Annotated in this window: 15 protein-coding genes; 7 read left to right on the top strand and 8 right to left on the bottom strand. The window is 70.7% G+C overall.

What is annotated here, in order from left to right; translation table 11 throughout:
• Positions 1-91: 91 nt before the first annotated feature.
• A complete protein-coding gene (locus DVA86_RS28565) occupies positions 92-790 on the top strand; it encodes a peptidoglycan-binding domain-containing protein (protein WP_208882632.1) in 699 nt (232 codons plus the stop codon).
• A 74-nt stretch (positions 791-864) separates the two neighbouring features.
• Positions 865-1,578 carry a C39 family peptidase gene (locus tag DVA86_RS28560; protein WP_208882631.1) on the top strand — a complete coding sequence of 238 codons (714 nt, stop codon included), beginning with the start codon at positions 865-867 and terminating at the stop codon, positions 1,576-1,578.
• Positions 1,579-1,611: 33 nt separating this feature from the next.
• On the opposite strand, the gene DVA86_RS28555 is transcribed toward DVA86_RS28560, so the two are convergent.
• The 7 genes from DVA86_RS28555 to DVA86_RS28525 all read right to left on the bottom strand — a co-directional run bounded on the left by DVA86_RS28555 (position 1,612) and on the right by DVA86_RS28525 (position 8,345).
• Positions 1,612-2,505: a carbohydrate ABC transporter permease gene (locus tag DVA86_RS28555; protein WP_208882629.1), complete on the bottom strand. Its 894-nt coding sequence runs from the start codon at positions 2,503-2,505 to the stop codon at positions 1,612-1,614.
• Entirely contained in the window at positions 2,502-3,470 is a 969-nt protein-coding gene (locus DVA86_RS28550; protein WP_208882627.1) for a carbohydrate ABC transporter permease, read from the bottom strand. Before DVA86_RS28550 ends, DVA86_RS28555 begins: the two co-directional genes overlap by 4 nt.
• The gene (locus DVA86_RS28545) at positions 3,467-4,807 is read right to left on the bottom strand and encodes an extracellular solute-binding protein (protein ID WP_208882624.1); all 1,341 of its coding nucleotides are present in this window, start codon (positions 4,805-4,807) and stop codon (positions 3,467-3,469) included. Before DVA86_RS28545 ends, DVA86_RS28550 begins: the two co-directional genes overlap by 4 nt.
• Positions 4,808-4,887: 80 nt before the next feature.
• A complete protein-coding gene (gene arfA, locus DVA86_RS28540) occupies positions 4,888-6,423 on the bottom strand; it encodes an arabinosylfuranosidase ArfA (RefSeq protein WP_208882622.1) in 1,536 nt (511 codons plus the stop codon).
• Between the two features lie 262 nt (positions 6,424-6,685).
• Positions 6,686-7,018 carry a putative quinol monooxygenase gene (locus DVA86_RS28535; RefSeq protein WP_208882620.1) on the bottom strand — a complete coding sequence of 111 codons (333 nt, stop codon included), beginning with the start codon at positions 7,016-7,018 and terminating at the stop codon, positions 6,686-6,688.
• 235 nt (positions 7,019-7,253) lie between these two features.
• Complete coding sequence (locus DVA86_RS28530) at positions 7,254-7,832, bottom strand: dihydrofolate reductase family protein (protein ID WP_208882618.1); 579 nt, start codon at positions 7,830-7,832, stop codon at positions 7,254-7,256.
• A gap of 69 nt (positions 7,833-7,901) precedes the next feature.
• Complete coding sequence (locus DVA86_RS28525; protein ID WP_208882616.1) at positions 7,902-8,345, bottom strand: ATP-binding protein; 444 nt, start codon at positions 8,343-8,345, stop codon at positions 7,902-7,904.
• Between the two features lie 163 nt (positions 8,346-8,508).
• Here DVA86_RS28525 and DVA86_RS28520 point away from each other — a divergent pair, with 163 nt between their 5' ends.
• Positions 8,509-9,372, top strand: coding sequence for a helix-turn-helix domain-containing protein (locus tag DVA86_RS28520; protein ID WP_208882614.1), 864 nt, complete (start codon positions 8,509-8,511; stop codon positions 9,370-9,372).
• A complete protein-coding gene (locus DVA86_RS28515; RefSeq protein ID WP_208882612.1) occupies positions 9,369-9,614 on the top strand; it encodes a DUF397 domain-containing protein in 246 nt (81 codons plus the stop codon). The genes DVA86_RS28520 and DVA86_RS28515 overlap by 4 nt, the downstream gene beginning before the upstream one ends.
• Positions 9,615-9,633: 19 nt before the next feature.
• Here the strand turns inward: DVA86_RS28515 and DVA86_RS28510 are convergent, their stop codons facing one another.
• Positions 9,634-10,248, bottom strand: coding sequence for a hypothetical protein (locus DVA86_RS28510; RefSeq protein WP_208882610.1), 615 nt, complete (start codon positions 10,246-10,248; stop codon positions 9,634-9,636).
• 265 nt (positions 10,249-10,513) lie between these two features.
• On the opposite strand from DVA86_RS28510, the gene DVA86_RS28505 reads away from it, so the two are divergent.
• The 3 genes from DVA86_RS28505 to DVA86_RS28495 all read left to right on the top strand — a co-directional run bounded on the left by DVA86_RS28505 (position 10,514) and on the right by DVA86_RS28495 (position 13,061).
• A complete protein-coding gene (locus tag DVA86_RS28505) occupies positions 10,514-11,419 on the top strand; it encodes an NADP-dependent oxidoreductase (protein ID WP_208882608.1) in 906 nt (301 codons plus the stop codon).
• Between the two features lie 89 nt (positions 11,420-11,508).
• Positions 11,509-12,570 (top strand): alkene reductase, encoded by a 1,062-nt coding sequence (locus DVA86_RS28500; protein WP_208882606.1) that lies wholly within the window; start codon positions 11,509-11,511, stop codon positions 12,568-12,570.
• Between the two features lie 11 nt (positions 12,571-12,581).
• Positions 12,582-13,061: a MarR family winged helix-turn-helix transcriptional regulator gene (locus tag DVA86_RS28495; protein ID WP_208882604.1), complete on the top strand. Its 480-nt coding sequence runs from the start codon at positions 12,582-12,584 to the stop codon at positions 13,059-13,061.
• Positions 13,062-13,083 lie beyond the last annotated feature (22 nt).

Here is a 13,083-nt window from a genome sequence, read left to right as displayed (position 1 = left end):
TCCCAACGGTCCGCCCCGCGCACGGCGTAGCTGAACGGACTACGCGCGCAGGGCCGGTGGGACGCGGCGACGACTCTATGAAGGAGTGGCGTTGCGCACTTCCCGTAAGCTCACCCGCCCAGCGGCACTGGCCGCTTCCGTCGCCGTCGCCGGCGCGCTGTTCGCGGCGCCCGGCGTGGTCCAGGCCTCCGAGCCCGACACGTCCTCTTCCTCGTCCGCCCCCTCGAAGGCGGCGGCCGGCAAGGGCGTGGAGGCGTTCCAGGAGCGGCACGGACTGCCCGAGACCGGCTCCATCAACACCGCGACCGCCAAGGCCCTGCAGAAGGCGTCCGACGCCGAACTGCACAAGACCTTCCGCACCGCGGCCGACCTGCCGCCCGCGGAACTCGAGAACGCCCGCACCGTCATCGGTGTCGGCAAGGGCGCCCAGATTCCGGAACAGGGCCAGGTCATCGCGCTGATGACGGCCATGCAGGAGTCGAAGTTCGTCAACTACCTGGAGCCGGTCGACCACGACTCCCTGGGCATCTTCCAGCAGCGGCCCAGCACCGGCTGGGGCACGCCGGAGCAGATCACGCACGTGCCGACCTCGTCCAAGTCCTTCTACGGAGTGGCCCCGTTCGGCAGCAACCCCGGGCTGATCCAGATCCCGAACTGGGAGACGAGGCCGCCGGGTGAGGTCTGCGACGCCGTCCAGCACTCGGCATTCCCCGAGCGCTACGCGCAGTGGGAGCAGTTCGCCCGCGACCTGCTCGCCGCGGAGAGCCCCACGGTCCCGCCGATTCCCTGATCCCGGCGCGCCGCACCCCCGTACGCACCCCGTACACGTCCCCGCACATCCCCCCACACACACCAGGAACCCCTATGCGCAAGAGACTTGTGTCCACAGCGGTCGCCGCCGCCGCGGTCGGCTCCCTCGTCGTCCCGGGCATCGCCCAGGCGGAGCAGCCCGAGCGCCCGCGGAGCGTGTCCGTACTCAGCAAGGGCTCGGAGGCCGGCACCGCGGTCGTCAGCGGCCAGAACAAGCCGGGCACCCGCCTCGACATCGAGGGGGCGCGCACCTCGAGCGCGCACACGCTCCCCGTCGACTACCAGGTGCAGGAGACCGGTTACTGGTGCGGCCCGGCCGCCACCCGGATCGCCCTGTCCGCGCGTATCGCCCCGCCCAGCCAGGCCGATCTGGCCGTGCAGCTCGGCACCACCGAGGCCGGCACGGACCACATCAGCCAGGTGACCGGCGTGCTCAACGCCAACCTCGGCACGGGCTGGTACGAGACCAAGGAGATGCCCAACGATCCGCCGACCCAGGAGCAGAAGGACCTGCTCTGGAGCGACATCGTCAAGGACATCGACAACAACTACCCGCTCGTCACCAACATCGTCGCGCCGCCCGGCAACCAGCCGCCCGGCTACCCGCCGGACCAGACGATCTACCACTACTTCTCGGTGATCGGGTACGACGACGCGAACCGCACGGTCCTCATCGCCGACCCGGCGTCGTTCGGCGGCAACCAGATCTACTGGCTGTCGTTCGACCAGCTCGCCACCCTCATCCCGCCGAAGGGATACGCGGCCTGACCAGCCGCCGCACCGGTACCGGCCTGGCGGGGTTCACTGCCCCGCCAGGCCGGTGTGCGCGATGCCCCGTACGATCTGGCGCTGGAAGAGCATGAAGATGACCAGCAGCGGCAGCCCGGCGATCACCAGCGACGCCATGACCTGGGCGTAGCGCACGCCGTACGACGACAGCACGTTGACCAGTCCGACGGGCAGCGTCATCCCGTCGGGGTCGGTGGTCACCAGGAACGGCCAGAGGAAGTTGTTCCAGGTGGTGATGAACGTGAAGATCGCCACGGCGGAGAGCACCGGCCGGGACAGCGGGATCACGATCGTCCAGAACACCCGCCACCTGCCCGCCCCGTCGACGTAGGCGGCCTCCTCCAGCTCACGCGGCACGCCCTCGAAGAACTTCACCAGGATGAACACCATCGCGGGCACCGCCACCTGCGGCAGGATCACGCCCCAGTACGTGTCGACCAGGCCCAGCTGCACCATCTCCACGAACAGCGGCGCGATCAGCACCTGCGGCGGCACCATGATCCCGGCGAGCACGACCCCGTACAGCACCTTGCGGCCGCGGAAGTCGGTGCGGGTGAAGCCGTACGCGGCCATGGCGCAGGTCGTCACCGTCAGCAGGGTGGTGGCGGAGGCGGTGACGAAGGAGTTGAACATCCACACCGGGATGTCGCCCACCGACCACACCCTCTCGTACGCGTCGAAGGTGACCGTGGAGCCGATCCACTCCAGCGGGGTCTTCGTGGTCTCGGACTCGGGCTTGAACGAGGTGGCCAGCGCCCACGCGAGCGGCAGCAGCCAGACCAGCGCCAGCAGCAGCGCCACGGCGAGCAGCGCGAAGCGGCCCGGGGTCCAGCGGGCCTTGCGGCCCCCGTCGCGCTCCGCGGCGCCACGCCGGGTACGGGCGAACACGGCACTCAGGGCGGTCATTTGGAGTCCTCCTTGCGCCGGGCCAGCCAGGGCTGCACCAGGGAGACGAGCAGGATGAGGGCGAAGAAGATGTACGAGACGGCCGACGCGTAGCCGATCCGGTAGCCGGTGAAGCCCTGCTGGTAGACGTACTGCAGGACGGGCCGGGTGGAGTCGTCGGGGCCGCCGCCGGTCATCAGGTACACCTGGTCGAAGATCTTCAGCGAGGCGAGGACCTGGAGCACCAGCACCAGTCCCGTGGTGCGCCGCAGCATCGGCAGCGTGATGTGCCACAGCCGCTTCCACGCCGAGGCGCCGTCCAGCTCGGCGGCCTCGTAGAGGTGCTGCGGGATGGACTGGAGCGCGGCGAGGTACAGCAGGAAGTTGAAGCCGACCGTCCACCAGACGGTGGTCAGGACGACGGAGAGCATCGCGTAACGGGCGTCGGTGAGCCAGCCGATGCCGGGCTCGAGGCCGAACTCGGCCAGCAGCTGGTCGGCGAAGCCGAAACCCGACGGGAAGATCATCTGCGCGAAGAGCAGGCAGACGACGCTGGAGGGCAGCATGAACGGCGCGAACCAGCTGATCCGCCACAGCCACTGCACGACCCGCAACTGGTGTGCCAGCAGCGCCAGTACGAGCCCGATGATCACCAGCGGCACCGTGGAGAGCACGGTGAACCACACGGTGTTCCACAGCGAGGACCACATCGCCGGGTCGCGTACGGCCTCGGCGTAGTTGTCGAGCCCCGTGAACTCCGCCCCGGTGCCGGTGATGTTCTGGCTGGTGAGGCTCATCCCGGCGCCGTAGACGAGCGGCCACAGCAGGAACAGCGCGTAGATGAGCAGGAACGGGGTGACGAAGACGAGGCCGTGCTCGGTCCACTTGCGGCGCACTCCGGCGGGCCGGGCCGCCGCGCCCGCCGCGCCGCCCGCGGGCAGGTCCGCGCGCGGCGCCGGGGCCGCGGTGGGGCTGACTGCGGTCATGAGGCGGCTCCCGGCAGGGGGTTGGGGGTGTCGAGGAAGCCCCGGATACGTTCCCTGGCCTCCGCGAGCGCGCTGCGCGGCGTACGGGAACCGGTGAGCACGCCGGAGAAGACGTCTCCGAGCTCGATCCACATCCGGGAGGCGGAGCCGTTGAACCAGGCCGGGGCGTCCAGCTCCACGTCCTCGAGCACACTGCGGTACTCCGACTGCGGGTCCAGCTTCAGATACGCGGGGTCGTCGAGCACCGGCAGGTACGCCGGCACATGGCCGCCGGCCGCCCAGTCGACGGAGTGCTTCAGCATCCAGGCGACCAGCGTGTGCGCCGCCTCGTTCGGCGCGCCCCCGCGGTCGTCCTGGTGCGGCAGGACGAAGGAGTGGCAGTCGGCCTGCGCGGTGGGCCGGCCGAAGAGGTCCGGTATCCGGGTCATGGAGAAGGGCACCTTGTTGGTCTTGAAGGTGGTGACCTCCCATTCGCCACCGAGGAGGAAGCCGGTCTTGCCGAGGTTGAAGACGCCGACAGCGCCGAGCGCGTCGACGCGCCGCACCCACAGCCCCTCGGCGGTCATCGACGCCATCCACTCCAGTACGCGCAGGGCCTTGGCGTCGTCGATGACGAGCCGCTTGCCGTCGGCGGAGAGCACCTTGCCGCCGGTCTGCGAATAGAAGGTCGAGAACAGCCGCCAGCCGCCCACGGACTCCGCGCCCAGGGTCTCGGTGACCAGCGCCGGCCGGCCGGTCGCCTGCTTCACCCGGCGCAGCACCTCGGTGAACTCCTCCGCCCCGCGGATCGGCGCGAGCTTCCCGTCCTTCAGCAGCCCGGCCTTCTCGCAGATCTCGGTCTGGAAGTAGAGGACCATCGGGTGGGTGTCGAGCGGGATGGCGTACTGCTTCCCGCCGACCCGGCCGCGCCGCCAGATGTCCGGCGGGAAGTCCTTCTCGGTTACGCCGTGTTCGGCGAGCAGGTCGAGGTCGAACGGGTCGAGGAGGGTGCCGGGCCCGAAGCCGGGCAGCCGCGCGAGATGGAGCGCGGCCAGCTCGGGCGCGCGCCCGCCGACACCGGCCATGCCGAGCTTGGTGTAGTACGGGGCGCCCCACTGGAGGGTGACGGCCTCCAGGTCGATGTCGGGGTGGTCCGCGCCGAACGCGTCCAGCATCTTCGCCAGGTTGACGCCGTCACCGCCGGAGAACAGATGCCAGAAGCGCAGCCGCGCCGCGCCCGACGCGGAGGCCGCCGGCGCGGAGCAGCCGGCGGCGAACGGGCCGAGGGTGCCCGCCGCGGCGAGCGCGCCGAGCCCGCCGGCCAGTGCCCGGCGCCGGCTGGGGAGGGGTGGGTTCATCGCGGCTCATCTCTCGGGGTTGCGGGTTCACGGAGGCGGGTTCACCGGCGGCGGGTGGCGGATCAGAGGCGGGCGCCGGGTCAGGCCAGGCGGATCACGTTCCAGGACAGCGGCTCCAGTTCGACGCCGAGTTCGTCACCGGAGAGCACCGCCCCGCGCCCCTCGTGCGGCGCGACCCGTCCGGGGTCGTCGAGGGTGTTGCGGGCCTCGGGGTCGGCGTCGGCGAGCACGGTGTGCTCCACGACCTCGGCGAGGTCCAGGTCGCGCAGGCCGATCCGTACGGGCAGCGGCCGCCGCTGGTCGCGGTTGACGGCGAAGACGGCGACGCCCCCGGTCTCCGGGTCCCGTACGGCGGTGGCGTGCAGCAGCGGCACCTCGCCGTACTGCGCGGTGGCGTACGTCGGGGAGTCGACGCGTACGTCCAGCACTTCCCCGCGCCCGTACCGCGCGGCCTGCGCGAAGGGGAAGAACGTCGTCTGCCGCCACGCGGGCCCGCCCGGCTCGGTCATGATCGGCGCGATGACGTTGACGAGCTGCGCGAGGCAGGCGACGGTCACCCGGTCCGCGTGCCGCAGCAGCGCGATGAGCAGGGAGCCGAAGACGACGGCGTCGGTGACGGAGTAGCTGTCCTCCAGCAGCCGCGGCGCCTCGGGCCAGTCGGGCGGGCCCGCCTCGAACTCCGCGTGGAACCGGCGCATGTACCAGACGTTCCACTCGTCGAAGGAGAGGTTGATCCGCTTCTTCGACTTGAGCCGGGCGCCGACGTGGTCGCAGGTGGCGACGGTGTTCTCGATGAACGACTCCATGTCCACGGCGGAGGCGAGGAACGAGTCGCGGTCGCCGTCCAGCTCCTCGTAGTAGGCGTGCAGCGAGATGTAGTCGACCAGGTCGTACGTCTCCTGGAGGACCGTCGCCTCCCACGCGGCGAAGGTCTCCATGCCCTGGTTGGAAGAGCCGCAGGCGACCAGTTCGACGTCCCGGTCGGCCTGCCGCATGGCGCGCGCGGTCTCGGCGGCGAGCCGCCCGTACTCCTGCGCGGTCTTGTGGCCGGTCTGCCAGGGGCCGTCCATCTCGTTGCCCAGGCACCACAGCCGGATGCCGAACGGGTCCTTGTCGCCGTGCTCGGCGCGCAGGTCGGAAAGGGCGGTGCCGGAGGGGTGGTTGGCGTACTCCTGGAGCTGGAGGGCCTCGGCGACGCCGCGGGTGCCGAGGTTGACCGCCAGCATCGGCTCGGCCTGCGGGCCGAGCTTCCCGAGGAAGCCGATGAACTCGCTCAGCCCGAAGCGGTTGGTCTCCGTGGAGCGCCAGGCCAGGTCGAGGCGGCGGGGCCGCTCGCCGACCGGGCCGACGGAGTCCTCCCAGCGGTAGCCGGAGACGAAGTTGCCGCCGGGGTAGCGCACGGCGGTGACGCCCAGCTCGCGGACGAGTGCGAGCACGTCGGTACGGAGTCCCGCCGAGTCGGCCGCGGGGTGGCCCGGTTCGTGGATGCCGGTGTAGACGCAGCGGCCGAGGTGCTCGACGAACGAGCCGAACAGCCGTCGGTCGACCTCGCCGACGGTGAAGGCGCGGTCGAGGGTGAAGCGGGCGGCGCGGCCTGTCGTGCCGGAGGGGGGCATGGCGACCTTTCCGTGTCTCGTGCAGCTCGTTCGATATTTCGAAGAGTGATCGCAACTTCGAACACGGAAGGAAGGTAGATGCGTGAGCACGCGTGGTCAACGGTTCCCGCAGAATCCCCGGACGGGGGTCCGAAATCCCGCACAACAGCGGGCCGCGGGCGCTCTCTTACGACCTCACGGCCCGCGGCGTACGACCCCGACCGACAGGGCGCGGGCGGCGCGCCCGTACGAGCGCGCCACCCAGGTGCCGCCCGCGTGCGCGTCAGCTCCCGTCGGGCACCGCCATCTCGCCGAGCAGGGACCAGCCCTCCTGCGGCACCGACGTGTTGACGATCCGCGGGGTCTCCGCGAGGTGGGGCGGCAGCGTCCGCTGCGCGGCGGCGAAGTGCTCGGACTGTACGTGCGCCGCACCGGCCTCGTCGTCGCGGAACGCCTCGAGCAGCACGTACTCGTCGGGGTCCTCCACGCTGCGGGACCAGTCGAACCACAGGCACCCCGGCTCGCTCCGGGTCGCCTCCGTGAACGGGCGGCTGATGTCGGGCCAGTCGTCGGCGTACTCGTGCCGTACGCGGAACCTGGCGGCAATGAAGATCATGGCGCTTCCTCGTGTGTGTCGCGGTGTCCGGACCGGAGGTTCGTGTGTGTCGCGGTGTGTGTCGCGGTGTCCGGACGGGAGGGTCAGTGGGATCAGGGATCAGGGGACCACGATCGCCCGTCCCCCGCCCGTACGGCACGCTTCCGCACACGCCCCACGGAAGCGGTCGGCTGATCGACGACGGGCTGTCCCAGGCGACGTACGCCTGATGCTGCGGTTCAGCGGACCGCCGTGCTCAGACGTGCAGGGTGGGGCGGTAGACCAGCTCCTGGATGTTGCCGTCGAGCGTGCAGCTCTCGGTCAGTTCGAGGTCGAAGTCGGCCGCGTCCCGGAAGACCGGGTCCAGCCCCGTCTGACCGGTGATCACGGGGAAGAGCGTCACCTGTACGCGGTCCACCAGCCCCGCCGTCATCAGCGCCCGGTTCATCGACAGGCTGCCGTGCGAACGCAACGGCACGTCGGACTCCTCCTTGAGGCGGGCGACGACATCGACGGCGTCGCCGTTCGCGATGTCCGCGTCCGGCCAGTCGAGGGGGCCTTCGAGCGTGGTCGACACGACCGTCGCCGGAAGGCTGCGCATCCGCGTCACCCAGGGGTCGCGTACGTCGTCGCCCTCCGCGCTCTCGGCCAGCATCTGCGCGAACAGCCGGTACGTGTTGGCCCCGAAGACCATCCGCTGCTCCCCGTCGTACAGGGCGAGGCGGTGGTCGAGCAGCTCGGGGCCCTGCTTGCCCCAGTAGCCGGTCCAGTTGCCTCCGGCGGCGCCGAAGCCGTCGAGGCTGGAGAAGACGTCGAAGGTGTAGGTGGCGGGCATGATGCGCTCCGTTGGTTGTCGGGTGCGGTGATCGCGTGTGTGAATACAGACGGTGAACGACGGCGGAACTCATCGGTGCCGCGACAGGTCCAGTTCAGCCCGTACCGTCTTGCCGACCGGCACCCGGTCGAGGACGCACCAGCGGTCGGCAAGCGCCTCGACCAGCAGCAGCCCGCGACCGCCCTCGGCTCCGTCCACGGGAGTCACGGCGCCGTCGGGGCGCCGCTCGCCGCGCGCGTCCGACACGTCGATCCGCAGGGCGTACGCGTCGAGGCTGAGCCGCACCTCGAAGTCACGGCCGGGAACGCGGCCGTGGGTTGCGGCGTTGGCCGCCAGCTCGGCCACGACGAGCGCGGCGGCGTCCGAGGCGCCGGAGCCGTACGGGACGCCCCAGGCGCTCAGCTGGTTCAGGGCGAGATGGCGGGCGAGGCGGGCCCCGCGCGGAGTGGAACTGAACCGCTGCGTGAACACACGTACGGTGACCGGCCGGTGGGGTGCGGGGCGTTGCGTCATGGCGCCGAAACTGGCCGCCCGCGCACACAGCACACCAGGTCAGCGACTCGTACTCTGCGTCAGCGTACGAGTACGGACGGTGGACAGGGCTGGCGACCGCCCGTAACCATGGCCGGGGTGAACGCGGTTGGCGGGGCAGGCTGGGGAAGGGAGGGGTCCTCGCATGGCGGACGGTACGGGTGGCACTGGCGGATCGCCGGGCGGCGGCGGCGAGCCGGAGGTGTCGGACAGTCTCAGGACGTTCGGCGAGGTGTTCAAGGCGTTCCGCAAACGGGCGCGCCTGACGCAAGAGGAATTCGCGGAGCGGGTGCCGTACTCGGTCCAGACGGTAGCCAAGATCGAACAGGGCCGCCGCTTCCCGCAACCGGACTTCGTGGAACGGGCGGAGGAGACCCTGGACGCGTTCGGCGCGCTACGGGGCGCGGCCCGACACCTGTCGCGCCAGCCGGGCCTGGCGAGTTGGTTCCGCCAGTGGGCACGGCTGGAGGCCGAGGCGGTAAGCCTCAACACGTACGAATGCCGGGTCGTACCCGGCCTGTTGCAGACCGAGGCCTACGCGCGCGCCGTCTCGTTCAGCGTGCCGCCGCTGCCCGACGAGCAGGAGATGAGCGAGCGCATCGCGGCACGCCTCGCCCGCCACGAGCTTCTGGCCACAAGCCGGAAGCCGCCTTCGGCCTTCAGCTTCATCGTCGAACAGGCGGTGCTGGAGCGGCACACGGGCGGCGAGGAGGTGACGCGGGAGCTGTACGACCACCTGCTGGCGGTGATCGACCGGCACTGGAACGTGGAGTTCCAGCTCATGCCGCTACGGCAGCCGGTGCACGCCGGGCTGGACGGGCCGCTTCAGCTGGCCGAGACACCGGAGCGCCGGTGGTTCGGCTACTCGGAAGGCCAGGAAAACGGCCGTCTCATCACTGACGCAAAAGAGATCAGCCGTCTCCACCAGCGCTATGCCAAGATGCGCTCACAGGCTCTGACCCCCGAGGACTCCCTGAGCCTGCTGAAGCGAATGCGAGGAGCGCTATGAGCACGTCCGAAGTGACCTGGTTCAAGAGCAGTTACAGCGGCTCGCAGGGCGACGACTGCGTCGAAGTGGCCCTCTCCTGGCACAAGTCCAGCTACAGCAGCGGCAGCCAAGGCGACTGCGTCGAGGTGGCGGCCTGCCCCACCACCGTCCACGTACGGGACTCCAAGCTGACGCAGAGCCCGCAGCTGGCGATAGCCCCGGCCACATGGCGGAGCTTCCTCACGTACGCGACCCGGGACTGACCGCCCGGCGCCGCCGGTCTCACAGAGTGAAGGGCGCCCCGTAATCGAGGCCGTCCATCCACTCCGGCCGGGGCTCTTCGGCCAGCATGTCCAGCAGGCCGTTGATGTAAGAGTCGATGTCAGGCGCGGGGTGCGGACCGTCGAGCCGTACGGCCAGGTCCTTTCCGCCCGCCGAAGCGAGTGGCGGGTCCAGGGGCGGCAGTTGGGCGACGATGCCGTCCCAGTCGAGGGAAAGGCGCGCGCCCTCGTCCTCGGGAGGCGGGTCGGCCCGCCTCCCGTCGGAGAAGTCTGACCGGTGCCAGTTGAGCTCGAACACGGTGGTGGTGACGCCGTTCGGCAGGTCAGCGCTGACGTATTCGGTGACATCGAGGCCTGCGAGCAGCCGCCCGCGCTGCACCGTCCACACGTTGACGCTCTCACCGAGCAGCAAGTCATTGAGAAGCCTGCCGTGGCTTTCACGATGGGAGAGCTTGGGTGCCAGACGGGCGTGCAGCTCTTCTGCGGTGGCGTACGGGCGGAAGTATCCCGTCTCGCCGATGACGGGCCACGACTCTTCCAACAGATAGAAGCTCCGCGTCGGTTCGGCATGCGAGGCGGTGTGTTCGGCGCTGATTCCCTCGTGGTCTGGCCGCATCTTCGTTCCCCGTGACGCTGGATGATCCTGTACTGGGCGACCCTACGGGCGGTCGCCGTCACCGCGGGGCGGGACCAGCGGGTGCTCGTGTGGGACCTCGGGCGGAACGGGATCGCGAGGGTGCGGTAGGCCGCGGCGCCGAGGGGGGTGCCCGCAATGCCCGCCCTCGCGCGCCTCCGGCATTACTTGGCTAGCCACACGATTGCTGTTACGGTAATTATGTGGCTAGCCAAGCTTTTGGTGAGCCGAAGAGAGCGGAGTCATCATGAGAGCCATCGTTTTCGACCGGTTCGGCGGCCCGGACGTGCTGCACGAAGCGGACATCGAGGTCCCGCAGCCCGGCCCCGGCCAGGTCCGGGTCCGTGTGAAGGCCGCCGGGCTGAACGCGCTGGACGGCAAGATCCGCGCCGGGATGCTGGAGGCCGTCCGCCCGACGACCTTGCCCGCCGTCCCCGGTGGCGAGTTCGCCGGAGTGGTGGACGCCCTCGGCGAGGGCGTGAGCGAGGTGCAGGCCGGGGATGAGGTGCTGGGCTGGTCGGACACCGGCTCGTACGCCCAGTACGCGCTGGCCACCACCGTGGCCCCCAAGCCCGACGGCCTCGACTGGCAGCACGCGGCCGCGCTGCCGGTGGCCGGTGAGACGACCGACCGGGTCCTGAACCTGCTGGGCGTCGCCGCCGGGGAGACCGTGCTGATGCACGGCGCGTCCGGAGCGGTCGGGACCCTGGCGGTTCAGCTCGCAACGGCCCGCGGAGTACGCGTGATTGCCACCGCGGGCCCCTCCAACCAGGACTACCTGGCCGCGCTCGGCGCCACCGCGACCGTGTACGGCGACGGGCTGGTCGAGCGAGTGCGAGCGCTGGCCCCCGACGGCGTGGACGCGGTGTTCGACCTGGCCGGGAAGGGAGCCCTGGAGGGCTCCGTCACCCTGCGGGGCGGCACCGACCGCATCGTCACCATCGCCGACTTCGGTGCACAGCAGCTGGGCATCACCTTCTCCCAGGGGCCTCAGGAACGCTCGCCCGCCCGCTTGGCCGCCCTGGCCCAGGACGCCGCGGCCGGGAAGCTCGTCACCACCGTCACCGCCTACCCGCTCGACCAGTCGGCCGCGGCCCAGCAGGCCAGCGACGCCGGGCACGTGCGGGGCAAGCTCGTCCTGACCGTCGGCTGAGCACGCCCTCCCACCGCGCCCCACACCCCCACGACCACCCCTGCCTTTGCGGTGACCGGCCGGTCACCGCCGTATCGGAGGACCTCCTCATGCTGGATTCCCTGTGGACGCCGACCACTGTTGGCGGCATGTCTCTGCCGCACCGCCTGGTCATGGCCCCCATGACCCGTGACCGCTCCACGCCTGAAGGCGTACCGACCGAGCTGAACGCCGAGTACTACGCCCAGCGGGCCTCGCACGCGCTCGTCATCACCGAGGGAACCCAGCCCTCCGCCGACGGCCAGGGCTACCTCCTGACCCCCGGCATCCACAACGACGAGCAGATCGCCGGTTGGCGCAAGGTCACCGACGCCGTACACGCGGCCGACGGCCGGATCGTCATCCAGCTGATGCACACCGGACGCATCGCCCACCCCGACAACACCCCCCACGGGCGGCGGCCGGTCGCACCTTCGGCGATCCGGCCGCGGGGCACGATGTTCACCGCGTCCGGGCCCCAGGAGATGCCGGAGCCCCGTGCTCTGTCCACACAGGAGGTCGCGGCGACCGTCGAGGACTTCCGCCGCGCCGCGGCGGCTGCCGTCGCGGCGGGCGCCGACGGTGTGGAGATACACGGCGCCAACGGCTACCTGGTGCACCAGTTCCTGTCCGACAACACCAATCAGCGCACCGACGGTTACGGCGGCTCGGCCGAGGCCCGTATCCGCTTCGCCGTCGAGGTCGCCGCCGCGGTGGCCGACGAGATCGGCGCCGAGCGCACCGGTATCCGCATCTCCCCCGCGAACCCGTACAACGACATCGCCGAGTCCGACACCGCCGGGCTGTATCCGGCGCTCCTGGACGCCCTGCGCCCCCTCGGCCTGGCCTACCTCCACGTGCTGCACGTCGGCGACGAGGAGCTGTTGGGCACCCTGCGCGCGCTGTGGCCGACCACGCTGATCCTCAACCGGGGCGGCACCGACCTGCCCGACCGCGCCAAGGACATCGGCGACGGCACGGCCGACCTCGTTTCCGTCGGCGCCCTCGCGCTCGCCAACCCCGACCTGGTCGAGAGGCTCCGCACCGGCGCGCCGCTGAACACCCCCGACCCGGCTACCTTCTACGGCGGCGGGGCGGCCGGTTACACCGACTACCCCACTCACACCGACTGAGGAGCCGAACCATGCCCGACCCCACACCGCGCATCCCCACGACGGCCGGCGCAGGGCCGATGAGTTACGCGATCTTCCAACTCGCCCGCGCCCACCGCGCCCGCGCCGGCGCCATGCTCCGCGAGATGGACCTGCATCCCGGACAGGAACTGCTGCTGATGCAACTCCTCGACAGGGATGGCCAGACCCAGTCAGAGCTGCTCGAAAGCGTCGGCCTGGACCACTCCACCCTCTCCAAGGCGCTGCGCCGCATGCAGGACGCCGGCCTGCTCGTCCGCGAGCCGGCCGCGCATGACCGGCGCGTCATGGTGGTCCACCTCACCGACAAGGGCCGGGCGATGCGCGAGCCCATCGCGGCCCTGTGGCAGGCCCTGGAGGAGGACTCCGTACGGAATCTGTCGGAGCGCCAGGTGGAGTCCTTCGTCGAGACCGCGTACGCCATCACCGAGGCGATCAGCGGCCGCGCACTGCCGGAAGAGGAGTCCGCGTAACTCCCCGGTGCGCGGGGGAAGT

It is taken from the genome of Streptomyces armeniacus (genome assembly GCF_003355155.1).
Classification (GTDB): Bacteria; Actinomycetota; Actinomycetes; order Streptomycetales; family Streptomycetaceae; genus Streptomyces; species Streptomyces armeniacus.
Note: the sequence above shows the minus strand (reverse complement) of the source record. Positions and strands in the feature narration are given on the sequence as shown.

Bases quoted from the DNA above. Each gene is read 5' to 3' on its own strand.
- DVA86_RS28500 (WP_208882606.1), top strand. From the start codon at position 11,509: ATGCTGGATTCCCTGTGGACGCCGACCACTGTTGGCGGCATGTCTCTG.
- DVA86_RS28520 (WP_208882614.1), top strand. From the start codon at position 8,509: ATGGCGGACGGTACGGGTGGCACTGGCGGATCGCCGGGCGGCGGCGGC.
- DVA86_RS28545 (WP_208882624.1), bottom strand. From the start codon at position 4,807: ATGAACCCACCCCTCCCCAGCCGGCGCCGGGCACTGGCCGGCGGGCTC.
- DVA86_RS28505 (WP_208882608.1), top strand. From the start codon at position 10,514: ATGAGAGCCATCGTTTTCGACCGGTTCGGCGGCCCGGACGTGCTGCAC.
- DVA86_RS28515 (WP_208882612.1), top strand. From the start codon at position 9,369: ATGAGCACGTCCGAAGTGACCTGGTTCAAGAGCAGTTACAGCGGCTCG.
- DVA86_RS28560 (WP_208882631.1), top strand. From the start codon at position 865: ATGCGCAAGAGACTTGTGTCCACAGCGGTCGCCGCCGCCGCGGTCGGC.
- DVA86_RS28510 (WP_208882610.1), bottom strand. From the start codon at position 10,248: ATGCGGCCAGACCACGAGGGAATCAGCGCCGAACACACCGCCTCGCAT.
- DVA86_RS28550 (WP_208882627.1), bottom strand. From the start codon at position 3,470: ATGACCGCAGTCAGCCCCACCGCGGCCCCGGCGCCGCGCGCGGACCTG.
- DVA86_RS28495 (WP_208882604.1), top strand. From the start codon at position 12,582: ATGCCCGACCCCACACCGCGCATCCCCACGACGGCCGGCGCAGGGCCG.
- arfA (WP_208882622.1), bottom strand. From the start codon at position 6,423: ATGCCCCCCTCCGGCACGACAGGCCGCGCCGCCCGCTTCACCCTCGAC.
- DVA86_RS28555 (WP_208882629.1), bottom strand. From the start codon at position 2,505: ATGACCGCCCTGAGTGCCGTGTTCGCCCGTACCCGGCGTGGCGCCGCG.
- DVA86_RS28535 (WP_208882620.1), bottom strand. From the start codon at position 7,018: ATGATCTTCATTGCCGCCAGGTTCCGCGTACGGCACGAGTACGCCGAC.
- DVA86_RS28530 (WP_208882618.1), bottom strand. From the start codon at position 7,832: ATGCCCGCCACCTACACCTTCGACGTCTTCTCCAGCCTCGACGGCTTC.
- DVA86_RS28525 (WP_208882616.1), bottom strand. From the start codon at position 8,345: ATGACGCAACGCCCCGCACCCCACCGGCCGGTCACCGTACGTGTGTTC.